Origin of the sequence: Nonomuraea muscovyensis (genome assembly GCF_014207745.1) — a bacterium.
GTDB lineage: Bacteria > Actinomycetota > Actinomycetes > Streptosporangiales > Streptosporangiaceae > Nonomuraea > Nonomuraea muscovyensis.
In genome coordinates, this window is sequence record NZ_JACHJB010000004.1 from 624,037 (window position 1) to 648,632 (window position 24,596).

General features: G+C 71.9%; 21 protein-coding genes. 6 read left to right on the plus strand and 15 right to left on the minus strand.

Going from position 1 to position 24,596, the window contains the following annotated elements; all coding sequences use genetic code 11:
• Positions 1 to 11: 11 nt before the first annotated feature.
• Positions 12 to 470, minus strand: coding sequence for a MarR family winged helix-turn-helix transcriptional regulator (locus FHU36_RS40625; protein ID WP_185089413.1), 459 nt, complete (start codon positions 468 to 470; stop codon positions 12 to 14).
• Here FHU36_RS40625 and FHU36_RS40630 point away from each other — a divergent pair.
• Positions 421 to 1,137 (plus strand): haloalkane dehalogenase, encoded by a 717-nt coding sequence (locus FHU36_RS40630; RefSeq protein WP_185089414.1) that lies wholly within the window; start codon positions 421 to 423, stop codon positions 1,135 to 1,137. The two genes, FHU36_RS40625 and FHU36_RS40630, sit on opposite strands and share 50 nt — an antisense overlap.
• Positions 1,138 to 1,172: 35 nt before the next feature.
• Here FHU36_RS40630 and FHU36_RS40635 read toward each other — a convergent pair whose 3' ends face one another.
• On the minus strand, positions 1,173 to 2,522 hold the full coding sequence (locus tag FHU36_RS40635; protein ID WP_185089415.1) for an amidase: 1,350 nt from the start codon (positions 2,520 to 2,522) through the stop codon (positions 1,173 to 1,175).
• 143 nt (positions 2,523 to 2,665) lie between these two features.
• Here FHU36_RS40635 and FHU36_RS40640 point away from each other — a divergent pair, with 143 nt between their 5' ends.
• On the plus strand, positions 2,666 to 3,703 hold the full coding sequence (locus tag FHU36_RS40640) for a LacI family DNA-binding transcriptional regulator (RefSeq protein ID WP_185089416.1): 1,038 nt from the start codon (positions 2,666 to 2,668) through the stop codon (positions 3,701 to 3,703).
• Between the two features lie 41 nt (positions 3,704 to 3,744).
• Here the strand turns inward: FHU36_RS40640 and FHU36_RS40645 are convergent, their stop codons facing one another.
• Positions 3,745 to 4,500, minus strand: a complete 756-nt coding sequence (locus tag FHU36_RS40645) for a helix-turn-helix transcriptional regulator (RefSeq protein WP_185089417.1) — start codon at positions 4,498 to 4,500, stop codon at positions 3,745 to 3,747.
• 90 nt (positions 4,501 to 4,590) lie between these two features.
• On the opposite strand from FHU36_RS40645, the gene FHU36_RS40650 reads away from it, so the two are divergent.
• Positions 4,591 to 5,736: a MalY/PatB family protein gene (locus tag FHU36_RS40650; RefSeq protein ID WP_185089418.1), complete on the plus strand. Its 1,146-nt coding sequence runs from the start codon at positions 4,591 to 4,593 to the stop codon at positions 5,734 to 5,736.
• A gap of 144 nt (positions 5,737 to 5,880) precedes the next feature.
• Here FHU36_RS40650 and FHU36_RS47105 read toward each other — a convergent pair whose 3' ends face one another.
• From FHU36_RS47105 to FHU36_RS40685, 8 genes are all read right to left on the minus strand, one after another.
• A complete protein-coding gene (locus tag FHU36_RS47105; RefSeq protein ID WP_512699258.1) occupies positions 5,881 to 6,141 on the minus strand; it encodes a DUF4143 domain-containing protein in 261 nt (86 codons plus the stop codon).
• A gap of 337 nt (positions 6,142 to 6,478) precedes the next feature.
• Positions 6,479 to 7,027 (minus strand): ATP-binding protein, encoded by a 549-nt coding sequence (locus tag FHU36_RS40655; protein ID WP_221497302.1) that lies wholly within the window; start codon positions 7,025 to 7,027, stop codon positions 6,479 to 6,481.
• A gap of 376 nt (positions 7,028 to 7,403) precedes the next feature.
• The gene (locus FHU36_RS40660; RefSeq protein WP_185089739.1) at positions 7,404 to 8,411 is read right to left on the minus strand and encodes a sugar phosphate isomerase/epimerase family protein; all 1,008 of its coding nucleotides are present in this window, start codon (positions 8,409 to 8,411) and stop codon (positions 7,404 to 7,406) included.
• Positions 8,408 to 9,559: a Gfo/Idh/MocA family protein gene (locus FHU36_RS40665; protein ID WP_185089420.1), complete on the minus strand. Its 1,152-nt coding sequence runs from the start codon at positions 9,557 to 9,559 to the stop codon at positions 8,408 to 8,410. The genes FHU36_RS40660 and FHU36_RS40665 overlap by 4 nt, the downstream gene beginning before the upstream one ends.
• A gap of 11 nt (positions 9,560 to 9,570) precedes the next feature.
• Entirely contained in the window at positions 9,571 to 10,659 is a 1,089-nt protein-coding gene (locus FHU36_RS40670) for an ABC transporter substrate-binding protein (protein WP_185089421.1), read from the minus strand.
• A complete protein-coding gene (locus FHU36_RS40675; protein ID WP_185089422.1) occupies positions 10,656 to 11,696 on the minus strand; it encodes an ABC transporter permease in 1,041 nt (346 codons plus the stop codon). Before FHU36_RS40675 ends, FHU36_RS40670 begins: the two co-directional genes overlap by 4 nt.
• Complete coding sequence (locus tag FHU36_RS40680) at positions 11,696 to 13,237, minus strand: sugar ABC transporter ATP-binding protein (RefSeq protein WP_221497303.1); 1,542 nt, start codon at positions 13,235 to 13,237, stop codon at positions 11,696 to 11,698. The genes FHU36_RS40675 and FHU36_RS40680 overlap by 1 nt, the downstream gene beginning before the upstream one ends.
• 14 nt (positions 13,238 to 13,251) lie before the next feature.
• Positions 13,252 to 14,409, minus strand: a complete 1,158-nt coding sequence (locus tag FHU36_RS40685; RefSeq protein WP_185089423.1) for an ROK family transcriptional regulator — start codon at positions 14,407 to 14,409, stop codon at positions 13,252 to 13,254.
• Positions 14,410 to 14,618: 209 nt separating this feature from the next.
• Here FHU36_RS40685 and FHU36_RS40690 point away from each other — a divergent pair, with 209 nt between their 5' ends.
• On the plus strand, positions 14,619 to 16,013 hold the full coding sequence (locus tag FHU36_RS40690) for an alpha/beta hydrolase (RefSeq protein ID WP_185089424.1): 1,395 nt from the start codon (positions 14,619 to 14,621) through the stop codon (positions 16,011 to 16,013).
• 18 nt (positions 16,014 to 16,031) lie between these two features.
• Here FHU36_RS40690 and FHU36_RS40695 read toward each other — a convergent pair whose 3' ends face one another.
• The 4 genes from FHU36_RS40695 to FHU36_RS40710 all read right to left on the minus strand — a co-directional run bounded on the left by FHU36_RS40695 (position 16,032) and on the right by FHU36_RS40710 (position 19,970).
• Positions 16,032 to 16,904, minus strand: coding sequence for an SDR family oxidoreductase (locus tag FHU36_RS40695; protein WP_185089425.1), 873 nt, complete (start codon positions 16,902 to 16,904; stop codon positions 16,032 to 16,034).
• A gap of 72 nt (positions 16,905 to 16,976) precedes the next feature.
• A complete protein-coding gene (locus FHU36_RS40700) occupies positions 16,977 to 18,044 on the minus strand; it encodes an MBL fold metallo-hydrolase (protein WP_185089426.1) in 1,068 nt (355 codons plus the stop codon).
• Positions 18,045 to 18,105: 61 nt separating this feature from the next.
• The gene (locus FHU36_RS40705; RefSeq protein WP_185089427.1) at positions 18,106 to 19,383 is read right to left on the minus strand and encodes an MFS transporter; all 1,278 of its coding nucleotides are present in this window, start codon (positions 19,381 to 19,383) and stop codon (positions 18,106 to 18,108) included.
• On the minus strand, positions 19,380 to 19,970 hold the full coding sequence (locus FHU36_RS40710) for a winged helix-turn-helix domain-containing protein (RefSeq protein ID WP_185089428.1): 591 nt from the start codon (positions 19,968 to 19,970) through the stop codon (positions 19,380 to 19,382). Before FHU36_RS40710 ends, FHU36_RS40705 begins: the two co-directional genes overlap by 4 nt.
• A 74-nt stretch (positions 19,971 to 20,044) precedes the next feature.
• Here FHU36_RS40710 and FHU36_RS40715 point away from each other — a divergent pair, with 74 nt between their 5' ends.
• Positions 20,045 to 20,698: a B3/B4 domain-containing protein gene (locus tag FHU36_RS40715; RefSeq protein WP_185089429.1), complete on the plus strand. Its 654-nt coding sequence runs from the start codon at positions 20,045 to 20,047 to the stop codon at positions 20,696 to 20,698.
• Positions 20,699 to 20,902: 204 nt separating this feature from the next.
• Positions 20,903 to 24,583 (plus strand): multifunctional oxoglutarate decarboxylase/oxoglutarate dehydrogenase thiamine pyrophosphate-binding subunit/dihydrolipoyllysine-residue succinyltransferase subunit, encoded by a 3,681-nt coding sequence (locus FHU36_RS40720; protein WP_185089430.1) that lies wholly within the window; start codon positions 20,903 to 20,905, stop codon positions 24,581 to 24,583.
• The last annotated feature ends 13 nt before the right edge of the window (positions 24,584 to 24,596 follow it).

Sequence of the window (24,596 nt, forward strand, 5' to 3'; positions counted from 1 at the left end):
CCCGGCCGGGTTCAGCCGCCCGGTTCGGGGGGCGTCGCGCGCGCGTGGTGCTCGACCAGGCGGGTCAGCAGCTCGACGAGCTGCCGCCGCTCCGGCTCGGCCAGCGGGGCGAGCAGGTCGTCCTGCAGCGAGGCGAGCAGGGCGTCGAGCCGGTCCAGCAGCAGGCCGCCCTCGGCGGTGATCGTGACGACGTTGCGGCGGCGGTCGGCGGGGTCCGGCGCCCGCTCTACCAGGCCGCGGCCGGCCAGCTCGTTGATCACGCCGACCAGGTCACTGCGGTAGATGCCGGTGCGGCGGCTCAGCGTCGCCTGGCTCGCCGGACCGGCGTCCCTGAGCGTGACGAGCACGGCGTAGTGCCACTTGCGCGCGTCCGCGCCGGCCAGCCCCGCGCTCACCAGCCGGTCGGCGTGCGCCGCCGCGATGGACAGCAGCCTGCTGGGCAGGCCGCGCAGCTCCGGCAAGCCCGACATCGACTACGGCTTCGCCGACCACGCCCGCTACCTCGACGCCTGGTTCGACGCGCTCGGCCTGGACGACGTGGTGCTCGTCGGTCACGACTGGGGTGGCGCGCTCGCGTTCGACTGGGCGGCCCGGCACCCCGGCCGGACCCACGGCGTGGCGTTCATGGAGACCTTCGTCCGGCCGCTCGCCTGGGCCGAGCTGACCGACGCCGCCCGCGCCCGCTCCGAGCGGATCCGCACGTCCGACGGCGAGGCGCTGGTGCTCGACCAGAACTACCTCGTGGAAACGGCCTTCACCGGAGGCGTGCTGAAGCCTCTCACCGAGGAGGAGATCCAGCCGTACCGCGCCCCCTACCCCAGCCGCGACAGCCGCCGCCCGCTGCTGCGGTGGGCGCGCTCGATCCCGCTCGACGGCGACCCCGCCGACGTGGCGGCACGGCTGGACGACTACGGGAAGTGGCTGGCCGCCAGCGACGACGTGCCCAAGCTGCTGCTCACCTTCGACTCCTCCCCCACCCTGCTCATCGGGGACGAGCAGGCCGCGTGGTGCGCGGCGAACATCGCCGCCCTGGACATCGAGCACTGCGGCCCGGCCGGCCACCACGCGCCCGAGGATCGGCCCGAGGCCATCGCCACGGCGATCTCCGCATGGCTGGACCGCCACGGTCTCCGGTGAGCCCGGCTCGACGCCGACCCCTGTCCCGGGCCTCCTCAGGGGGTGGGCGTCGAGGCGCCGAGGCGGTGCGCGACCACCGCGGCGACGTCGAACAGCAGGCGCTCCCTCCCCGGCGGGCAGACGAGCTGCAGACCGACCGGCAACCCGCTGACGGTCCCGGCCGGGATGCTGAGGGCTGGGTGGCCGACGACGTTCCAGGGGCTGGTGAAGGCCAGCAGGGTGTCGCGGACCGGATGCTCGGCGCCGTCGACGGCGACGACCCGCTCGCCCAGCAACGGGGCGGTGACGCCCACGGTGGGCGAGGCGAGCAGGTCGAACCGCTCGAACAGCGCGTCGAGCCGCGCGCGGTGCCGGTCCCGGGCCGCCATCGCCCGCACGTAGCGCCAGCCGGGCACGCGGGCCGCCGCCTTGAGGCGGTCGAGCACCTCGGGATCGTAGCGGTCCGGGCGGTCCGCGACCCGGTCCGCGTGGATCGCGTACGCCTCGCTGCTCTGGATCGCCACGAAGTCGTCGCGCAGCTCGTCGAGGGGCGGCTCGACCGGCTCGGGGGGCGCGGGGAGCGCCCGCTCGGCCACGGCGGCGACCGCCTCCGCGGCCGGCCGCCGCGACGACGGCGCCACCCATCCGATGCGGGCCCGCGAAGCCCGGCCCGCCCGCCGGCCGGGGGGCGGCGAGCCGATCGCGAGGTACGCGGTCAGGCAGTCCTCCGCGGTCGTGGCCAGCAGGCCCACGTGGTCGAGCGACTGCGCCAGCGGGAAGACGCCGGCGTCGGCGACCGTGCCGGCGGCCGGCTTGAAACCGGCCACCCCGCACAGGGCGGCGGGGATGCGGACGGAGCCGCCGGTGTCCGTCCCCACCGCGACGGGCACCATGCCGGCCGCGACCGCCACCGCGCTGCCGCTGCTGGACCCGCCCGCCATCCGGGCCGGGTCCCACGGGTTGCGGGCCGGGCCCTGCAGGCTTCGGTCGCCGGTGGGACCGTAAGCGAACTCGTGGGTGGCGGTCTTGCCGACGATGACGGCGCCCGCCTCGCGCAGCCGGCGCACGCAGGCGGCGTCCTCGGCCGCCACGTGGCCGGCGAAGTGCGCCGAACCCATGGTCACGGGCAGCCCGGCGACGTCGATGAGGTCCTTCACCCCGACGGGGATGCCGTGCAGCGGCCCGCGGTCCGTGCCGGCCGCCAGCTCGGCGTCCGCCGCCGCCGCCGCGGCCATGGCGCCCTCGGCGTCCACGGCGACGAACGCGCCGAGCGCCGCGTCCCGTGCGGCGATCGCGTCCAGGGACCGCCGGGCCAGCTCGCGCGCCGACGCCCTGCCGGAGCGCAGAGCGGAGCCCAGCTCCGCGACGGAGGGCAGGTCGCGGCTCATGCGCGCGGCGTTCGCCATGGATGGCTCCTTTCGCCTGACCAAACGTTTGGGTTTGCGCCCCAAACGTTTGGCCCAATCGTTTGGGGTATCCTCCGTTACGCCAGGCGACAGCGTCAAGCCCCCATCCCCGCAGGGTGGGAGAGCGAAACGAGAGCAGAGGATTGACGGCGAACACCCCACGACCGACGCTGCAGTCGATCGCGCGGCAGCTCGGACTGCACGTCTCCACGGTCTCCCGCGTGCTGAACGGACCCGAGGGAGAGGGCGCCCGCGCGGCCTCGGGCGAGACCGGCGAGCGCATCCGGCGGCTGGCGGCCGAACTCGGCTACCGCCCCAACCCGCACGCCACCAGCCTGCGCACCCAGCGCAGCAACCTGATCGGCGTCATGGTGCCACGGCTGTCCGACGTGGTGCTCGCGACGATCTACGAGGGCATCGAGGAGGCCGCGGCCGAGCTTCGGCTGTCCACGTTCGTCACCAACACCTGGGACCGGCCGGAGACCCAGCGCGCCCGCACGCAGATGATCCTCGACCGCCGGGTCGACGGCCTCGTCTTCGGTGACGCCCACGCCGACGGCCGCCTGCTCGACGAGGTCGCCGCCCGGGGCACGAAGTTCGTGCTGGTCAACCGGCGCGCGGGTGACTACCCCGCCGTCACCTGCGACGACTACCTCGGTGGCCGCCTGGTAGCCGACCATCTCCTCGGGCTCGGGCACGAGAACGTCGCCGTCATCGCCGGCCCGCCGTACGCCAGCACCGGGCTCGACCGCGCGGCCGGCTTCGCCGACCGCTACCGGGAGGCGGGAATCGCCCTGCCGGCCGAGAGGATCGTCCCGTCCGGGTTCGACACGGCGGGCGGCCGTGCGGCGGCCCAGCGGCTCCTGTCCGCGCCGGCCCGGCCCACGGCGCTGTTCGCGGTCAACGACTTCACCGCCATCGGCGCGGCCGGCGCCGCCCGCGATCACGGCCTGCGCATGGGCGAGGACATCGCGATCGCCGGTTTCAACGACATCCCGCTCGCCGCGGAACTGCCCGTTCCGCTGACCAGCGTGCGGTCCGACATGCACGAGATGGGCCGGCGAGCCGCCCGGCTGCTCGCCGGGATCATCGCCGGCGAGGGTCCCGTCACGTCCGAGCGTCTCGCGCCCACCCTGGTCGTGCGCTCGTCCACGTGCCGCCCGCCTGACTCCCCCACCTGAGAAGACCTGCCCGAGAAGACCCATCAGGGGAGACCCGGCAGTCAGGCGCCTGCGTGGCGGGCCCGATGGGCGCCGGGGGTATGGCCGAACGCCCGGCGGAAGACGTCGATGAAGGCGCTGCTGGACGCCCAGCCGCACCGGTGGGCGACCGTCGTGACCGGGAGGCCCTCGGCCAGCAGGCGCAGGGCGTGGTGCAGGCGCACCTGGGTGCGCCACTGCGGGAAGCTCATGCCGAGCTCCGCCCGGCAGAGCCGGCTCAACGTGCGATCGCTGACGCCGGCGACGGCCCCGAGCTGCGCCAGGGTCCGGTCGTCGGCCGGGTCGTCGCGCAGGATCGCGCACACCGCCGCGAGCCGCGAGTCTTTGGCGGCGGGCACGTGGAGGGGCTGCTCGGCGGACAGCCGCAACTCGTCGAGCAGCACGGCCAGGAGGCGGCCGCGCTCGGGGCCCGCGCCCGCGGGCCGCCGGGTGTAGGCGACGATCAGCTCGCGCAGCAGCGGCCCGACGCCGATGACCGCGGGCCGCCCCAGGCGCAGCGGGTCGGCCGTCACCGGCAGCCCCACCAGGTGCAGGTCGGTGTCACCGTAGGCACGATGCTCATGGACGGTGCCGGCCGGGATCCAGATCGCGCGGTTGGCGGGGGCGACCCAGGTGCCCGCACCGGTGGTCACGGACAGCACGCCGCGCCCGGCGTGAACGATCTGGTGCTCGGCGTGCCGGTGGGCGCGGACCGCGGCTCCCCCGGGCAACGGGCGGACGCCCGTCAGCACGCGCGGCGGGTGGCGGTTTTCCGGCATCAGTTGTCAATTTATCGGAAGCGGAACGGCCCGCACGGAGCCGACCATGAAGGGACACCCGAACGCAGCCGTCCCCCAGGAGTTCCGCCCATGTCCGACCTCTCGATCCCCCCTCTCGCCGAACTGCGCAAACGCCGCAGCGCGAAATGGCGGACCTTCCCGGACGACGTCCTGCCCCTGCCGGTCGCGGAGATGGACTTCCCCCTGGCCCATCCCGTCGCCGAAGCCCTGCGCGAGGCGGTCGACCGGTCGGACACCGGCTACGCGGCACCGACCGGCGACCTCGCGGACGCGGTCAGCGGCTACGCCCGGCGCGCGTGGGACTGGACGATCGACCCCGGCCAGGTGCGCACCGTCGCCGACGTCGGGATCGGCATGGTCGAGATCCTGCGCCGCGTCGTCGGCCCCGGGGACCGCGTGGTGGTCAGCCCGCCGGTGTACGAGCCGTTCGCCTGGTGGATCGGCGAGGTGGGGGCCCAGGTCGTGGAGGCGCCGCTGGCCGGCGGGCCGGGGGCCTGGCGGCTCGACCTGGACGCCCTGGAACGCGCCTTCGCCGGCCACGCCGCGGCGTACCTGCTGTGCAACCCGCACAACCCCGTCGGGCTCGTCCACCGCCGCGAGGACCTGGTCGCCCTCGCCGAACTGGCCGACAGGTACGGCGTCCACGTGCTGTCCGACGAGATCCACGCCCCGCTCGTCCTCCCGGGCGCGACGTTCGTGCCCTTCCTGTCGGTGTCGGCCGAGGCGAGGCGCTGGGGGTTCTCGTTCCTGTCCGCCAGCAAGGGCTGGAACCTGGCCGGGCTCAAGGCGGCCGCCGTCGTCACCGCCGACCCGGCGCCGAAGCGGTACGTGGACCGGCTGTCGCCGCACTCCCTCTACCGCACCGGCCACCTCGGGGTGATCGCCACGGTGGCGGCGTTCACCGAGGGCGGCCCCTGGCTCGCCGGCGTCGTGGCGGCCCTCGACCGCAACCGGACGCTGCTGGGCGAGCTGCTGGCGCAGTCGCTGCCCGGCGCCCGGTACGGACGGCCGGAGGCCGGCTTCCTCGCCTGGATCGACTTCCGTGCCCTCGGCTGGGGCGACGACCCGGCCGCCCGCATCCTCACCGCCGCCAGGGTCGCCCTGAACTCCGGCCACCGCTACGGCCCCACCGGGGCCGGCTTCGCCCGGCTGAACTTCGGCTGCGCGCCCGAGACCCTCACCGAGGCCATAACCCGCATCGCCGCCTCCCGCTGAGACCGCCCCCTCGCGCCGGCCCTCGGCATGCAGGTGACCCGCCGGATCACCCCCGGCGTGCGACCGCGAGGACGCCGACGGCTCCGATCTGGTCGCCGGGCGCGCGGAGGGAGTCGTCGACGACGTACGCCCCGGAGCGGCATATCACGGGGTGGCAGCCGCTTCCCACAGCGTCGCCAGCGGAAGAGCGCGCATCCGGTCACCGAAGGGGAGAGTTTCCTGCCCGGCGTAGAGGACGTAGCCAGCGAAGAACCGGTCACCGAGTCTGCGGGCCAGATGCCGAAGCCCTTTGAAGTCATCGGCGCGTACGGTCTCCGCCGCCTTGACCTCGATGCCGACGACCTCGCCGGAAGCTCGCTCCAGTATGCCGTCGACCTCGACCCCGTCTCGATCTCGATCGAGGATGCCGGGCGCGGACCCCTGGCTTCAGCCATGGGGGTAAGCCCGGCGCGGGAGTGCCCGCCAGGGCGTGAGCGTGCATCGACGGGAACGGACTGCGGTAGCGCGCCCGGCACCGGTATGATGGGTCGTGGTCGAACACGTGAGTGATATCCAAGCTCGCGGGGGAGGCCGAGGCAGGATCTCCTCACCGCCGGGAGGGCGGAGTTCGCGCGGCCCGGACCGGGTGTGCGGGCTGGGGCGTGGAAACCCGTGGGAGCGGGGCCGGAAGGTGAATCGCCAAGCGACAGCGTCGCGACCATGCGCGTGGCCGCACGGTTGGGACGGCTGGAATCCCCCGGATTCATCGCGTGGGGAGCGCTTCAAAGTGATACAGACGGACGGGCTCCTCCGACCAGGTCAGCTGGCGGGCCAGCTCGCCAAGGACGAAATTCTCCAGCAAGGGCCCCACAGGCGCCGTGACATTGGCGGCACGGGATGGGGAGAGACCTGCGAGGTGTCCTCCAAGGCCGGAGTCGACGACCAGGAGATTGGGCGTCGCGACAGCGCGTGTGGTCACGTTGGAGGACCAGGCCGGTATGCGTCGGATGACGTACACCAACTCCAGGAGGTCGATGTACCGCTTCACGGTGCTACGAGGCAACCCAAGACCTTGGCTGATGTTGTCGATGACAACCAGGCTCCCCATCCTTCCGCAAAGGACGTTGAGCAGACGGCGCATGTCGGCCGGGCGTTCGATGTCGGACACCTGCTTCACATCCCGATTGATCAAATCAGAGATGTAGGACTCGAAAAAACGGGCTCTTCTCCGATGCGAAGGACGGCGTACCGCTTCGGGATAGCCGCCTCGAAGTGCGCGATCAAGATAGTCGGGACGGCGCAGACGGGACACGCCCAGGGTAGTCACCGAAGACCCGCCCGTGGCGGCTCTGCCGCATAATGTGTGGTGGATCTGCCGCATAGTACGTGGTGGATCTGCCGGCGACCGATTCTCATGTCCGCCGTGGAGGCCCGCGGATCCAGCGCGAACTCACCGCCTACACCCGCGCCGCGCCCGATGCCCTCAGCGAGGCGTTCCTCGCCATGCTGACCACCACGTCCGGCGAGCGCCTGTTCCCCCTCCCCCGTTTCGTCGCCCGCCACCGGGACGCCTTCGGGGTGAAGCGGCTGCGCCGCGGCGAGCGCCGTGGGGCAGAGCCTCTGGGGCGCCCGTGCGTCACAGCGCGCCGAGCGCCCCCTCGCGGAGACCTCTCCGAAGACCGGCCCGGTCAGGCGGTGGAGAAGGCGGCGTCGAAGGACGTGGCCGGCGGGGTGATGGAGTTGAGCTCACGGATGTAGCCCAGCGCCTCCCGCGCCCCGTCGAGCCGGTCCATGCCCGCGTCCTCCCACTCGATCGAGATGGGCCCGGTGTACCCGATGGAGTTGAGCGCCCGGAAGCAGTCCTCCCACGGCACGTCGCCGCGCCCGGTGGAGACGAAGTCCCAGCCGCGCCGCATGTCGGCCCACGGAAGATGGGAGGACAGGCGACCTCTCCGGCCGTCGCCGACGCGGACGCGGGTGTCCTTGCAGTCCACGTGGTAGATGCGGTCGGCGAAGTCGAGGATGAACGCCACCGGGTCGAGGTCCTGCCACACCATGTGGGAGGGGTCCCAGTTGATGCCGAACGCGGGCCGGCGCCCGATCGCCTCCAGGGTGCGGACCGTGGTGTGGTAGTCGTAGGCGATCTCGCTCGGGTGGATCTCCAGCGCGAACCGTACGCCCACCTCGTCGAAGACGTCGAGGATGGGGTTCCAGCGGTCGGCGAAGTCCTGGTAGCCCGCGTCGACCATGGAGGCCGGCACCGGCGGGAACATGGCGACGGTGTGCCAGATGGACGAGCCGGTGAAGCCGACGACCGTGTCGACGCCCAGCAGGGCGGCCGCGCGGGCGGTGTTCTTCATGTCCTCGGCCGCCGCCTGCCGCACCGACTCGGGGTCGCCGGAGCCCCAGACGCGGGCCGGCAGGATGGCCTTGTGCCGCTCGTCGATGGGGTGGTCGCAGACGGCCTGGCCGACGAGGTGATTGGAGATCGTCCACACCTTCAGGCCGTGCTTGTCGAGCTGGGCGTGCTTCTGCTCGACGTACGACGGGTCGGCGACGGCCTGTGCCACGTCGAAGTGGTCGCCGGAGCAGGCGATCTCCAGGCCGTCGTAGCCCCACCCGGCGGCGAGCCGGCACACCTCCTCGAACGGCAGGTCGGCCCACTGGCCGGTGAACAACGTAACCGGTCTCATCAGTCCTCCACGAGGGTGTAGCGGCTGGCGTCAGCCGCGCTCTGCTCGACGGCCGCCAGCACGCGCTGCACCCGCAGCCCGTCGGCGAACGACGGCGTGGGGTCGCTGCCCTGGGCGACGGCCTCCAGGAAGTCCTTGATCTCGTGGGTGAAGGTGTGCTCGTAGCCGAGGCCGTGTCCCGGCGGCCACCAGGCGCCCACGTACGGGTGGTCGGGCTCGGTGACGAGGATCCGGGTGAAGCCGCCGCCGCCCTCGCTCACCCACAGCTCGTTCATCGCCTCGAAGTCGAACGCGAGGCTGCCGCGCGAGCCGTTGATCTCGATGCGCAGCGCGTTCTTGCGGCCGGTGGCGAACCGGGTGGCCTCGAACGAGGCGAGCGCCCCGCCGGACATCCGCCCGATGAACAGGGCGGCGTCGTCCACGGTGACGGGGCCGGTGGCCGCCCCGCCGGTGGCGGCGAGCCCGGCCGAGTCGGCGGCCAGCGGACGTTCCCTGACGAACGTCTCGGTGAGCGCGGAGACGCCCACGACGTGCTGGCCGGTGACGAACTGGGCGGTGTCGATGATGTGCGCCCCGATGTCGCCGAGCGCACCGGAGCCGGCCTTGTCCTTCTGCAGCCGCCACACCAGCGGGAAGTCCGGGTCGACGATCCAGTCCTGCAGGTACTGGGCGCGCACGTGGCGGATCTCGCCGAGCCGGCCCTCCTCGACGTAGCGGCGGGCCAGCGCGATGGCGGGCACCCGGCGGTAGTTGAACGCCACCATGGTCCTGCCGGGCGCGGACGCGGCGGCGCGGACCATGGCCTCGGCCTCGGCGACGGTGTTGGCCAGCGGCTTCTCGCAGATGACGTGCTTGCCGGCTTCGAGGGCGGCGATGGCGATGTCGGCGTGGCTGTCGCCGGGCGTGCAGATGTCGACGATCTGCACGTCGTCGCGCCGTATCAGCTCCCTCCAGTCCGTCTCGACGTCGGCCCAGCCCATCTGGGCCGCCGCGGCGGACGTGCGTTCCTTCGACCGGCCGGCCAGCACCCCCATGCGCGGTGCCAGCGGCAGGTCGAAGAAGGCTCCCACGTTCCGCCAGGCCTGGGAGTGGACGCGGCCCATGAACGCGTAACCGACCATGCCCACGCCGATGGTGGTCTTGTCTGACATGCAGCCCCCGATCAGGACTCGAACCCGAGTGGCAGGTACTTCTCGACGTTCTCCTTGGTAATGGTCTCCGAAGCGAGCGTGATGGACTGCGGAACTTGGTTCTCCACGAGGTCACTCATGCCCTTCCCCTGGGCGATCAGCCGGGCGAGTTTGATCGCCGAAGAGGCCATCGTGGGACTGTAGGTGACCGTGGCCTGCAGCACGGAGGAGCCCGACTGGATCTCCTTCATGGCGTTCAGCGAGCCGGCCCCGCCGACCATGACGAACTCGTTGCGCCCGGCCTCCTTGATGGCGGCGAGCACGCCGACGCCCTGGTCGTCGTCGTGGTTCCACAGCGCGTCGATCTTCTTGTGCGCCTGCAGCAGGCTGGCCGCCACCTGGTTGCCGGTCTCGACGGTGAACTTGGCGTCCTGCTTGGCGGTGACGCTGAAGCCGTACGTCTTGAGCGCGTCGGCGAAGCCCTTGCTGCGGTCCTGGGTGAGCGGCAGGGTGGCGATGCCCTGGATCTCGACGATGACGGGGTTCGCGACGCCCTTGTCCTTGAGCTGCTTGCCGATGAAGTGCCCGGCCGCGACGCCCATGCCGTAGTTGTCGCCGCCGATCCACGTCCGGTACGCCAGCTTGTCGGGGAAGACCCGGTCCAGGTTGATGACCGGGATGCCGGCGTCGGTGGCCTGCCGGGCGACCTGGTTGAGCTGCTGGCCGTCGTTGGGCAGGATCACCAGCGCGCCCACCTTGGCCGCGATCAGCGACTCGACGGCGGAGATCTGCTGGTTGATGTCGTTGGTCGGCTCGACCGGCTTGAACTCGACGTCGGTGTACTGCTTGGCGGTGGCCTCGGCGTTCTTGGCGATGGCCGCGATCCAGCCGTGGTCGGCGGCCGGCGCGGAGAAGCCGATGACGACCTTGGTGCCGGGCTGGTCGTTGCCGCTGGCCGCGGGGGCGGGCGCGGGCGCCGCGCTGCCGGGCGCGGCGGACGGCTCGTTGCTGGTGCAGCCGGCCGCCAGCAGGGCGGCTCCGCCGACGAGGAATCCCCTGCGCGCCACCTTGTCGGCCACCCTGTCGGTCGCCTGGATGCCGGTCGCCTTGTGGTCGGTCATAGTGCTCTCTCCTTCAGGTTCCGCCGCTGGAGAAGGACGGCGACGACGATGATCAGGCCCTTGGCGATCAGCTGGTCGCTGGTGTTGAGGCCGTTGAGGATGAAGAGGTTGGTGATCAGCGTGAAGATCAGCAGGCCGAGGATGGAGCCGATGATCGTCCCCCGGCCGCCGGTGAGCAGGGTGCCGCCGATGATGACGGCGGCGATGGCGTCCAGTTCGTACAGGTCGCCGTGGGTGGAGGAGCCCGTCGTGGTGCGGGCCATGATGAGGATCGCCGCGATGCCGCAGCACAGCCCCGACAGGGCGTACAGCAGCATGGTGTGGCGGCGCACGTCGATGCCGGCCAGCCGGGCGGCCTCGGGGTTGCCGCCGACGGCGTACGTGCGCCGGCCGAACGTGGTGCGGTTGAGCAGCACCCAGCCGAGCACGACGACGAGCGCGAAGATGTAGACGAGCAGCGGGATGCCGAGCACCCGGGTGGTCGACAGCTCCACGATCGCGGAGTTGCCGGTCTGGATGAGCTGCGTCTTGCGGTCGGACATGCGCTGGGCGAGGCCGCGCGCCGCGACCAGCATGGCGAGTGTGGCGATGAACGGCACCAGCCGCCCGTACGCGATGAGCAGGCCGTTGACGAGCCCGGCCCCGGTGCCGACGAGGATGGCGCAGAGCGCCATGACGAACGGCCCGAACTCCAACGACCCGAACTCCAACGGCCAGAACTCCAACGGCCAGAACTCCTGGGTGGCGACCGTCGTCGCCCACACGGACGCGAGGGCCATGATGGCGCCGACGGACAGGTCGATGCCGCCGCCGATGATGACGAACGTGGCCCCGACGGTGATCACGCCGATGGTGGCGGCCAGCGACAGGATGCTGACCAGGTTGGAGGCGGTGGCGAAGTTGTCGGGTTTGGTGATCAGGCCGACGAGCACGAGCAGCGCGAGCGCGACCAGCAGGCCGAGGTGGCGCATCTCGCCGAACCGGCGTAGCGCGCCGGGTCCCGCCACGACCGCGGACGTGTTTCCCGAGTCTGTCATCAGGCGGCTCTCCCATCCATGATCATGTCGAGCACGCGGTGCTCGTCCAGGTCCTGCGCGTCGCCCTCGTGGATGACCGAGCCCTCGCGCAGCACCAGGACGCGGTCGGCCAGACCGAGCACCTCGGGCACCTCGCTGGAGACGAGCAGCACGCCGATACCCTGGTCCGCCAGGCCGCGGATCACCGCGTAGAGCTCCGCCCGCGCGCCGACGTCCACTCCTCTGGTCGGCTCGTCGAGCAGGAGCAGCCGGCGCCCGCCGAGCAGCCAGCGGGCCAGGACGGCCTTCTGCTGGTTGCCGCCCGACAGGGTCTTGATCGGGCGTTCGGGATCTCGGGGCCGGATGTCGAGCGCCTCCACCAGCCGCCGCGCCTCGGCCTTCTCGCGGCCGCGGTCCAGCCAGCCCAGCCGGGCGAACTCCGGCAGGCTGCCCAGGGTGATGTTGGCGGTGACGCTCTGGTCGAGGAGCAGGGCCTGCGCCTTGCGCTCCTCGGGGGCCAGGCCCATGCCGCGCCGTACGGACCGGACCACGCCGCCGCGCCGTAGCGCCCCCGGCAGGTCGCCCCGCCGGACGGCCCGCAGCGGGCCGCCCGGGTGCAGCGGTTCGCCGCCGAGCACGACGCGGCCGGCGGCGTCGCGCGCCCCGTACACCGCCTCCAGGATCTCCGAGCGGCCGGAGCCGACGAGCCCGGCCAGGCCGACGATCTCGCCCGCACGCACGGAGAACGACACACCCGCGAACGCGCCCGGCGAGGTGAGGCCCTCGACCCGCAGCACCTCCTCGCCGGGTGGGCGCGAGGCGCGGGGCGGGAAGACGTACTCCACGTTGCGGCCGGTCATCAGCGAGACGATGTCGTTGGTCGGCGTGTCGCGGGCGGGCAGGCCGACCGCGACGGTCCGGCCGTCCTTCAGGACGGTGACGCGGTCGCCGATCTCGCGGATCTCCTCCAGCCGGTGGGAGATGTAGACGACGGCGACGCCCTGGGCGGTGAGCTCGCGGATGATGCGGAAGAGGTTGGCCACCTCGTCGTGGGCGAGGGCGGCCGACGGCTCGTCCATGACGATCAGCCGGGCGTCGTGGGACAGGGCGCGGGCCATCGAGACCACCTGCTTGGCCGCCGGGGAGAGCCGCCCGACCTCGGTGGCGGGGCGGATCTCGGGATGGCCGAGGCGGGCCAGCACCTCGTGGGCGGCGCGGTTGCCGGCGACGCGGTTGGTGAAGCCGAGGCGGGCGTGCTCGTGGCCGAGGAAGATGTTCTCGGCCACGCTGAGCCCGTCGACGAGGTCGAGCTCCTGGTAGATGGTGGCGATGCCGAGCCGGATCGCGTCGATGGGGCTGGCGGGGCTGACGTGGGCGCCGTTCAGCTCGATGGTGCCCTCGTCGGGGGGATGGGCGCCGGCCAGTACCTTGATGAGGGTGGACTTGCCGGCGCCGTTCTGGCCGAGCAGGCAGTGCACCTCGCCGGCCTGGACGTCGAGGTCCACCCCGTCGAGCGCGCGGACGCCGGGGAACTGCTTGACGATTCCCCGCATGACCAGCATCGGGGCCTCCCTTGTCAGGTGGTGACGAGGCGGTTGACGTTGTCGGGTGACAGGTAGTGCTCGATCGCCAGGATTCCCGCGCCGAGGGCCGCGGCGTTGATCCCGGTGCGGCTCGGCACGATCGACAGGTGGTGGGTGGCCAGCGGCAGCGACCTGCGGTAGACGGTCTCCTTGATGCCCGCGAGCAGGTGCTCGTGGACCCGTGACAGGGCGCCGCCGATGACGATGACCTCGGGGTTGAAGAAGTTGACCAGGCCGGCGAGCACCTCGCCGACGAGCCGGCCGGCCTCTCTGACCAGCCGGAGCGCCTGGGTGTCGCCCGCCTGCACCAGGGCGACCACGTCGGCGCCGGTCTCGGCGGGCGTGCCCAGTTCGGTGAGCCTGCGTGCGACGGCGGCCCCTCCGGCGACGGCCTCCAGGCAGGCGCTGTTGCCGCAGCGGCAGCCGGCGTCCTCGTGGCCGGAGACCCGGATGTGGCCGATGTCGCCGGCCGAGCCCTGCGCGCCGCGGTGCAGCCGGCCCTCGGCGACGATGCCGCAGCCGATGCCGGTGCCGATCTTGACGAACAGCAGGTGCCGGGTTCCGGGGAAGGCGTTGCGCTGCTCGCCGAGGGCCATGACGTTGACGTCGTTGTCGACGAGGACGGTGCAGCCGGCGAAGTGCTCGGGGATCGGGTAGTCGTTCCAGCCGGGCATGATCGGCGGGTTGTTGGGCCGGCCCGTCGCGAACTCCACCGGTCCGGGCACTCCCATGCCGATCGCGCGCAGCGCCGTACGGGGGCGGCCGGCCTCGGCGAGCAGCCGGTCGAGCCGGTCGTCCACGTGGGCCAGGACCACCTCGGGCCCCTCGGCCACCAGCAGCGGATCCTCGCACTCGGCCAGGACGCCGCCGGACATGTCCATCAGCGCGACCCGGCAGTGGGTGGCGCCGAGGTCGACGCCGGCGAACGCGTGGCCGTCGGTGTGCAGGCGGAGCTGGCGGGGCGGGCGGCCGCCGGTGGACTCACCGTTCTCGGTCTCCTCCACCAGGCCGCTCTCGATGAGCGCGTCGACGCGCTGGGAGATCGTGGACCTGGCCAGTCCGGTGAGCCGCGCCAGATCCGAACGGGTCGTCGCCGAACCCGCACCGATCAGGGTGAGAACGTCTCCGGGTGAGCCCGGGGTGGGGGTCATGCCGCCGACAATAAGATCGCCAATAGGACAAATCAAGACCTTGGAACGGACGAACTTCCCTCAGTTACGTCGATGCTCGAACAAAGGTCGCTTTCTATCGACATCAACGATCCGCATGATCACGGCTTCGTCCCGGTACGGCGGCGAGGCGTGCGGAACGTCCCCGGCCTGTGGTCAGATGTCCCCTCAGCCGGTTCTGACGAGGTGAGATGACCCGCCGCTCGACTCTCGTGCTGACGGTCGTCGCGGTCGCCGTCCTGGCGGCGGGCTACCTGGTCCTGACCCGCCAGTCCGACGCCGTCCTGCGAGCCCAGCGCCCCGCCTGGACGGACTGCTCCTCCGGACTGCAGTGCGCCACCGTGAGGGTCCCGCTGGACCACGACAACCCCGAGGAACGCACGCTGAACCTCGGGCTCACCAGGCTCCCGGCCCGCGACCCGGCCCGCCGGATCGGCTCGCTGCTGGTGAACTTCGGGGGCCCGGGCGTGTCCGGACGAGAGTCGCTGGCGAAGAACCGGGCGATGTTCGACCGGCTGTCGTCCCGCTACGACGTGGTGGCCTTCGATCCGCGTGGCACCGGCCGCGGTTCCCCGCTCGACTGCGGCCCCGACCCCCTGCTGAACACCGACCCGACCCCGGACGACCGGCGGGAGCGCGATGCGTTACGCGCCGCGTACGCGACGCTGGCGGCCGGGTGTGAGAAGCGGGCGGGCCGGCTGCTGCCGTACCTCGACACCGAGTCCACCGCGCGGGACCTCGACATCCTCAGGTCGGCCCTCGGCGACGGGCGCCTGCACTACCTCGGCTTCTCCTACGGGGCCGCACTCGGTTTCGTGTACACGCAACTGTTCCACGAGCAGGTGGGGCGCATGGTGCTCGACGGCCCGCCGGCCGGCGCCGACACCCTGATCGCGGTGGCGGACATGGGCGTGGAGGCTCTGGAGAAGGCGTTCGCCGCCTTCCTGAAAGACTGCGTCGGACGCGCGGACTGCCCCCTGGGGCGCGATTTCCGCTCGGCGAAGAAGAAGGTCACCCAGCTGGTCTCGGACCTCGACGACGGCCATGCCGTGGCGGGCATCGTCTTCCATCTGTACTCCGAGACGTCGTGGCCCAGGCTCCGCGAGGCGCTGAGCGGAGACGGCGGAGCCCTGATCGAGGCCGGCAGGCGCCTGCGGGGCGAGCACGACCCCACCTTCAACCAGGGCGCGTACACCGCGATCACCTGCGCCGACGGTCCCGACCGGCCGTCCGTGGACGACGCCGGGGTCACGGCAGAGGTCCTCAGCGACGGCAGTCCCGTCTTCGGCGCGTGGGTGGCCTGGGGCGCGCTCTCCTGCCACGGCTGGCCACGTCGCCCGGAGCCGCTCTGGGCGAGGATGCCGCCCCCCATCACCGAGCCGGTCCTCGTCGTCGGCACGGTGGGCGACCCGATCACCCCCTTCAGCGGCGCGGAGGATCTGGAGCTCATGATGCCGGGCGCCGAGCTGGTCACGGCGCGGGGCTACCATCACACCGCCTACGGCCGCGGCGACGCCTGCGTGGACGAGGCGGTGGAGACCTACCTCCTGGACGGGGACGCCCCCACCGCCGTGGTGACCTGCTGAAGCCCTGCTAGAGCCCTGCTAGAGCATCGCCTTCATCGAGTCGGCGGCCGTGAGCACGTACGGCTGCTCGGCCATGACCGCCGCCCAGTTGTCGGAGATCGCCTCCGGGGTCGGCTCGTCGGAGCTCCAGCCCGGCCCCTCCGCCACGAACACCCGCGCCACCCGGCCGCCGCCGACCGTGAACACCTCGCCGCTCGCCTCGCACGAGTCGTGCACGAGGTAGGCGACCAGGGCGCTGACCCGTTCGGGGGTGAACTTCGCCTCGAATTCGGCCGGCAGCAGCGACTCGGTCATCCGGGTCCAGGCGACCGGCGCGATGGCGTTGGCCTTGATGCCGTTGCGCGCGCCCTCGATGCCGAGCGTCTTGGTCAGGCCGACGAGGCCCATCTTGGCCGTGGAGTAGTTGGCCTGGCCGAAGTTGCCGAACAGGCCGGCCGGGCTGGAGGTGTTGACGACGCGGCCGTAGCCGGCCTCCTTCATGTACGGGTAGGCCGCCCGGCTGACCAGGTAGGAGCCGCGTACGTGCACGGCCAGGACGGCGTCGAACTCCTCGACCGTCATCTTGCCGAACGACTTGTCGCGCAGGATGCCCGCGTTGTTGACGACGATGTCGACGCGGCCGAACGCGTCGAGCGCGGCCTGGACGATCGCGCCGGCGCCCTCGGGGGTGGCGACGTTGTCGGCGTTGGCGATCGCCTGGCCGCCGTTCTTGGTGATGAGCTCGACCACCTCGGCCGCCGGACCCGCCGAGGCGCCGGAGCCGTCGAGCGCGCCGCCGAGGTCGTTGACGACCACCTTGGCCCCCCGCTCGGCGAGCAGCAGGGCGTGCGCCCTGCCGAGGCCGTGCCCGGCCCCCGTGATGATCGCGACCCTGTCATCGAACCGAAGCATCGAACCTCCATCGCAGGAGAACAACGTTCTAGTACGAGCACCATAACCCGGCGGCAGTGGTCCTGCCGATCGTCACGGCAGGCCGGGGAACCACAGGTCCGGCTCGCCCGGCACCCGGATCGCCCGTCCCCGGTCCTCCAGCCAGACGAGGTGCGCCAGCGTCTCGTTGGTGGCGGCGCGGCGCATGAAGGGCGGGAACGTCTCCCACTCCCGCGACCAGGTGAGCCGGGTGGCCACGTCCCAGCAGGTGATCCCGTCGCCGACGGCGGCGACGGTGGCCTCGATCTCCGCCAGGCGCTCCTCGTGGTGCGCCACGACGTAGCCGACCCGTCCCGCCAGGTCGGCGAACCGGTACTCGTGCGCCGGCAGCACCTCCTCGACGTCGAGCTTGCCCACGGCGGCCAGCGAGTCGAGGTAGTCGGCCAGCGGGTTGGGCCGCGACTGCGGGTGGACCGCCACGATCGGAGTGATCTTGGCCAGGACGTGGTCGCCGGAGAAGAGCAGCCGGCGCGACGGCGACACGAAGCACAGGTGACCCGGCGAGTGGCCGGGGGTCCACAGGGCCCGCAGGTCCCATCCGGGCAGGCCGAGCGGGTCGCCGTCCTCGACCAGCCGGTCCGGCTTGGCGGTCGCCACCAGATGCCTGATCATCATCGACGCCCCGGCCAGCTCGTCCAGCGTCCCGGCGGGCACTCCGGCCCGGCCGAGCTGGGCCCGTTCCCTGCGCACGAGGGAGTCGATGGCGTCGTCGTCGTAGCGTTCGTGGACGAGCGCGGCGTCGGCCGGGTGCAGCGCGATCCAGGCACCCGACATCTCCCGGACACGGCCGGCCAGGCCGTAGTGGTCGGGATGGATGTGGGTGACGAGCACGCCCTTGACGTCGGTGATCGCGAACCCGGCGACGCCCAGCCCGGCGACGAGCGCGTCGTACGCCTCGTCGGTGTTCCAGCCCGCGTCCACGATGGCCACCCCGTCGGGCAGCTCCAGCGCGTAGACGAGGACGTAGCGGAGCGGGTTGACCGGGATGGGCACCGGGATCGACCACAGTCCTGGCCGCACCCGCTCCACCTCCGGGACAGCGCCGCTCCGCCACGCCGCGTGCTGCGTCTCGCTGGACGGGGTCACCACGTACTTCACCATGACCCCGATTGTGCACGTAATTCCCGAACGATGTTCTATTGGGGCGCGCGTTCCGTCTCTCTCAGGACGCGGCGGCACGCTCCCCGTCGCGCCGCCCGGTCCCTTCACCTCCCGGCGCCCGGACGAACACCAGCGCCGAGGCGCCCGCCAGCCCGGCCGCCAGCGCCCAGGCCACGGCCGTGCCCGCCTGGGCGGCCAGCACGCCGAAGCCCAGGTTGGACACGGCGCCGCCCGCCTGCTGCGCCAGCGAGCCCGCAGATGAGACCGTGGTCCGCTGCGCGGCGGACACCGCGTTGTGGGTCATCTCCAGGCAGAGCACGAACGTCACCGAGATCCCCACGAACATGACGACGTAGGCCGCGCCGGCGCTCGCCAGCCCCGCCGCGCCGCCGAGCCCGGCCGTGGCCGCCAGGGCGCCGACGGACAGCGCCGCCAGCCCCACTCCCGCGGCCGCGCCGCGCGCCGAGCCGCCGGCCAGCCGGGCCGCCCATGGGGCCAGCGCGCTGCCCGCCGCGCTGCCGGCGAAGCCGAGGGCCGCGACGACGGCGTACGCGGCGCTTCCCAGCTCCGCCGTACCGGCGAGCCGGGCCAGCCTGCCCGGGGTGAGCAGCTCGACGGCCGTCAGCACCATGCCCGAGGCCAGGTAGAACACCAGCAGGCGGCGCAGCAGCGGGTGACCCGTCGCCAGCCGCACGCTTCCGGCCACGGTGGCGGGCACCGCGCGCAGCATCTCGCCCGGCGACATGCGGGCGTGGGACGGCTCGGGCAGCGCGAGCACCACCACGACCAGCAGCGCGGCCGCCGCCAGCGCGCCCAGCATCGGCGGCACCGCCAGCGGGAACACCAGGTGGGCCGGCGCCACGACCGGCACGAACCCGCCCGCCAGCACGCCCACGCACAGGGCCACCGACTCCAGCGCCCCGCCGCGGGCCAGCCCCGGCTTGAGGTCGGCGCCGGGTCCCTCCAGGTCGTGCAGCGTGTCGACGTACCAGGCGGTGGCGGGGCCGCTGGACAGCGCCCGGGCCACCCCCTTGAGCACGCCGGTCAGCAGGAACATCCAGAACGTCGTGGACACGGCCATGAGCGTGAGCGCGGCGACGGTGAAGCCGGCCGACACGGCCAGCACCACCCTCCGGCCGACCACGTCGGCCAGCCCGCCCGTGGGCAGCTCCAGGCAGACGGTGACGAGCGAGAAGACCGTGAACACCAGGCCGATCTCGGCGAGGCCGAGGCCGCGCTCGGCCATCAGCAGCACCATCGTGGTGAGCATGAGTCCCGTCGGCAGCCAGGTCAGGAAGCAGACGAGCAGGTAGCGCCGTAATGCCGAGCGCGCGGTCACCTCTCCTCCTCCTTGCGCCGGGCGGCCTCGATGACCTGCTCGCGGGGGTAGGCGGCGCGCCAGACCTGGACGAGCACGGCGTCGGGACGGCCGGCGTGGCGGGCCGCCACCTCGTGCACCAGCTCGCCCATCCTGTCGCTCAGCTCGCGCAGCCCCTCGACCGGGAGCTGGATCATGTCGTCGCTGATCCCCGCCACCGTGAGCCACTCGGCCGGCCAGCCCGTCTCGTCGAAGGACCGCATCGCCTGCACCAGCACCTCCACCTGCCGGGCCTGCATGATGCCGACCGCCTCCCGGCCCTCGGGGGTGGCGTGCATCCGCCGGTTGTCCCACGAGGTGTAGCGGTGGCGGGCCCGCCAGCGCCGCTTCCTGCCGTCGCGCCGGTCCGGGTCCTCCTCGATGAAGCCGTACCTGGCCAGCTCGCGCAGGTGGTAGCTGGTCGAGCCGGAGCTCTCACCCACCGCACGGCCCAGCTCGCTGGCCGTCGCCGGGCCGTCGGAGCGCAGCAGGCCGAGCAGCCGCACCCGCAGCGGATGGGCCACCACCTTCAGCACCCGCGGATCGCTGATGTCGTAGGACTCCTCCATGCGTCCACCGTAAACCGCAAAGACAATTTTGCAAATAGAATTTTGCGGTTGTCCGGCCTCACTAAACTGGCCGCATGCTTGACGACATCCAGGTGGACGACTCGATCCATGCCCTGCGCCCCGACTTCGCGGTGCTGCTCATGACGGCGCACGGCCTGCGCAACGGGCCCACGGACGAGCGGACCCGGGCCTGGCTGGCCGGCGCCGCCGACGCCGTCGCCCACGAGACCCAGACGGCCAAGATCGAGGCGTGGCGCGACGCCTACCGCGCGTTCGGCGCCAAGCCCTCGCGCACCCGCCCCTCGGTCGACGCCCTCACCCGGCGCCTGCCGCTGCCGGAGATCAACCAGGTCGTCGACGCCTACAACGTCATCAGCGTCAGGCACGCCCTGCCGATCGGCGGCGAGGACCTCGACCGCTACTCCGGGCCCGCCCGGCTGGTGCGGGCGGCGGGCGACGAGGTCTCCGAGGAGGCCCTCGGCACTCCCGAGCCCGGCGAGGTGATCTGGCGCGACGACGTGGGCGTCACCTGCCGCAGGTGGAACTGGCGCCAGGTCGCCCGCACCCGCATCACCGAGGAGACGGTCAACGCGCTGTTCATCCTCGAACGGCTGGAGCCGATGACCATGGAGGAGCTCAAGGCCGCCGGAGAGGAGCTGGCCGACCTCCTGACCGAGCTGGCGCCCGAGGCCCGCATCACCACCAGGCTGCTGTCCGGCGGGAAATAAACCTCCTCCCCCGGCGTTGATACCAAACAGCAACCAACGCCATATCACCCTGATTGACTAGGGGGGCGTGACCTCTTTGGACAGTCCTGAGAGGATCGAAAGAGGCCACACGCCTACCCCGGCGCGCGTTGCCGAGCAAGACGAGTAACCTTGGACAGGTTCTCTTACATCAACGCCGATCTGCGGAAGAGGGCGATTTCCGCCGTGTCGTCTGAGTCGTCGCGGACAAACCCGCTGGCAAGCTTTGGCCAGAACGAGTGGCTTGTCGACGAGCTGTACCAGAAGTACCTCCAGGATCCAGAGTCGGTCGACAAGGCCTGGTGGAACTTCTTCGCTGACTACAACCCCGACTATGGACCAGGCCGCACCCCTGCCAAGGAGGCGGCGAACGGCACTGTGACCGCGCCCCCTCCCGCCGCACCGGCCCCGAAGGCCGGCCGGCCGCCGGCTCCCGCCGCGGCACCGGCCGCGGCGGCCGACGGGCAGGCCGCCAAGCCGAAGCAGCCTGCCGCACCGGTGCCTAAGGGCGCCGAGGAGGTCAAGCTGCGCGGCGCCGCCGCGCGCACGGCCGCCAACATGGACCTGTCGCTGTCGGTTCCGACCGCGACGAGCGTCCGGGCCATCCCGGCCAAGCTGCTCATCGACAACCGCATCGTGATCAACAATCACCTCAAGCGCGGCCGCGGCGGCAAGGTCTCCTTCACGCACCTGATCGGTTTCGCGATCGTCAAGGCGCTGAAGGCCATGCCGGAGATGAACTACTCCTACGCGGAGGTCGACGGCAAGCCCACCCTGATCAAGCCGGAGCACATCGGCTTCGGGCTGGCGATCGACGTCCAGAAGAGCAACGGTGAGCGCCAGCTCCTCGTGCCGTCCGTCAAGGGCGCCGAGCAGATGGACTTCCGGCAGTTCTGGATGGCCTACGAAGAGGTCGTGCGCAAGGCCCGCGGCGGCAAGCTGGGGGTCGACGACTTCGCCGGCACCACGATCTCGCTGACCAACCCCGGCACGATCGGCACCGTCCACTCCGTGCCCCGCCTCATGCCCGGCCAGGGCACGATCATCGGCGTCGGCGCGATGGAATACCCGGCCGAATACCAGGGCGCCTCGCCCGACACGCTGTCACGCCTGGCCGTCTCCAAGGTCATGACGCTGACCAGCACCTACGACCACCGGATCATCCAGGGCGCCCAGTCGGGCGACTTCCTGCGCCAGATCCACCGGTTGCTGCTCGGCGAGGACGGCTTCTACGACGAGATCTTCGAGGCGCTGCGGATCCCGTACGAGCCGGTCCGCTGGGTCCAGGACATCTCGACCTCCCACGACGACGACGTGGCCAAGTCGGCCCGGGTGCTGGAGCTCATCCACGCCTACCGGGTGCGCGGCCACCTCATGGCCGAGACCGACCCGCTCGAGTACAAGCAGCGCAAGCACCCCGACCTCGACATCCAGTCCCACGGCCTGACCCTGTGGGACCTGGAGCGCGAGTTCGCCACCGGCGGCTTCGGCGGCCGGCCGCTGATGAAGCTGCGCGAGATCCTGGGTGTGCTGCGCGACTCCTACTGCCGCACGGTCGGCATCGAGTACATGCACATCCAGAACCCCGAGGAGCGGGCCTGGATCCAGGCGCGGGTGGAGAAGCCGCACGCCTCGCCGGAGCGCGCCGAGCAGCTCAACATCCTGTCGCGGCTCAACACCGCCGAGGCGTTCGAGACGTTCCTGCAGACGAAGTTCGTCGGCCAGAAGCGCTTCTCGCTGGAGGGCGGCGAGTCGCTGATCCCGCTGCTCGACTCGGTGATCAGCGACGCGGCCGACGAGGACCTCGACGGGGTCGTCATCGGCATGGCCCACCGCGGCCGGCTCAACGTGTTGGCCAACATCGTCGGCAAGTCCTACGCGCAGATCTTCGGCGAGTTCGAGGGCAACATCGACCCGCGCACGGCGCACGGCTCCGGCGACGTGAAGTACCACCTGGGCGCGAGCGGCGAGTTCACCGCGCCGAGCGGCAAGACCATCACCGCCTCGGTCGTGGCCAACCCCTCCCACCTGGAGGCGGTCGACCCGGTGCTCGAGGGCGTCGTCCGGGCCCAGCAGGACCTGCTGGAGCGCGGCGAGGAGGGCTTCACCGTCCTGCCGGTGCTCATCCACGGCGACGCGGCCTTCGCCGGCCAGGGCGTCGTGGCCGAGACGCTCAACCTGTCGCAGCTGCGCGGCTACCGCACCGGCGGCACCGTGCACGTGGTGGTCAACAACCAGGTCGGCTTCACCACCTCGCCGGCCTCGTCCCGGTCGAGCGTCTACGCGACCGACGTGGCCCGGATGATCCAGGCGCCGATCTTCCACGTCAACGGCGACGACCCCGAGGCCGTGGTGCGCGTGGGCCAGCTCGCCTACGAGTACCGCCAGGCGTTCCGCAAGGACGTGGTCATCGACCTCATCTGCTACCGCCGCCGCGGCCACAACGAGGGCGAGAACCCCGCCTTCACCCAGCCGCTGATGTACGACCTGATCGACGCCAAGCGCTCGACGCGCAAGCTCTACACCGAGGCGCTGATCGGCCGGGGCGACATCTCGGTCGAGGAGGCCGAGCAGGCGCTGCGCGACTACCAGGCCAAGCTGGAGCAGGCCTTCACCGAGACCCGCGAGGCGGCCAAGAAGCCGCACGAGGCGGGCGAGATGCGGGTGCCGCCCACCGAGGTCGTCAAGTGGTCGCACGACGACACGCCCACCGCGATCAGCGACGAGACGCTCAAGCGCATCGTCGACACCCAGCTCAACCTGCCCGAGGGCTTCACCCCGCACCCGCGCCTGGCGCCGATGCTGCAGCGGCGCGGGCAGATGGTCGAGCAGGGCGCGATCGACTGGGCGATGGGTGAGACGCTGGCCTTCGGCTCGCTGCTCATCGACGGCCACCCGGTCCGCCTGGTGGGCCAGGACTCCCGGCGCGGCACGTTCACCCAGCGCCACGCCGTCCTGGTCGACCGGATGACCGGCGCCGAGCACACGCCGCTCAAGACCTTCAACCAGGGCACGACGAAGTTCTACGTCTACGACTCGCTGCTCAGCGAGTTCGCGGCGCTCGGCTTCGAGTACGGCTACAGCGTCGTGCGTCCTGACGCCCTGGTGTGCTGGGAGGCGCAGTTCGGCGACTTCGTCAACGGCGCCCAGACGATCATCGACGAGTTCATCTCGTCCGGTGAGCAGAAGTGGGGCCAGAAGTCGGGCGTCGTGCTGCTGCTGCCGCACGGCTACGAGGGGCAGGGTCCCGACCACTCCTCGGCCCGCATCGAGCGGTTCCTGCAGGTCTGCGCGCTCGACAACATGACGGTCGCGCAGCCCACCACCCCGGCCAACTACTTCCACCTGCTGCGCTGGCAGGTCGAGTCGGGCCGGCACCGCCCGCTGGTGGTCTTCACGCCCAAGTCGCTGCTGCGGCACAAGGCGGCCACGTCCAAGGCCGAAGACTTCACCTCGGGCACCTTCCAGCCGGTGCTGTCCGACACGAAGGTCGACCCGGGCAAGGTCACCAAGGTGGTCCTCAGCTCCGGCAAGATCTACTACGACCTGGCGGCCAAGCGCGACGAGACCGGTCGCGACGACGTCGCGCTCGTCCGGCTGGAGCGGCTCTACCCGTTCCCGGCCGACGAGCTCGCCGCCGAGCTGGCCCGCTACGGGTCGCAGGTGGAGCTGGTCTGGGTGCAGGACGAGCCGGTCAACATGGGCCCGTGGCCCTACCTGACGCTCAAGCTCGCGGAGGACCCGCAGCTGCTCGGCGGGCGTGCGCTCCGCCGGGTCTCGCGGACCCCCAACAGCTCGCCCGCGGTCGGCTCGCACGCCGCCCACGACGCCGAGCTGCACGAGATCCTCAGCCAGGTGTTCGGCTGATCGCAGCACCTGA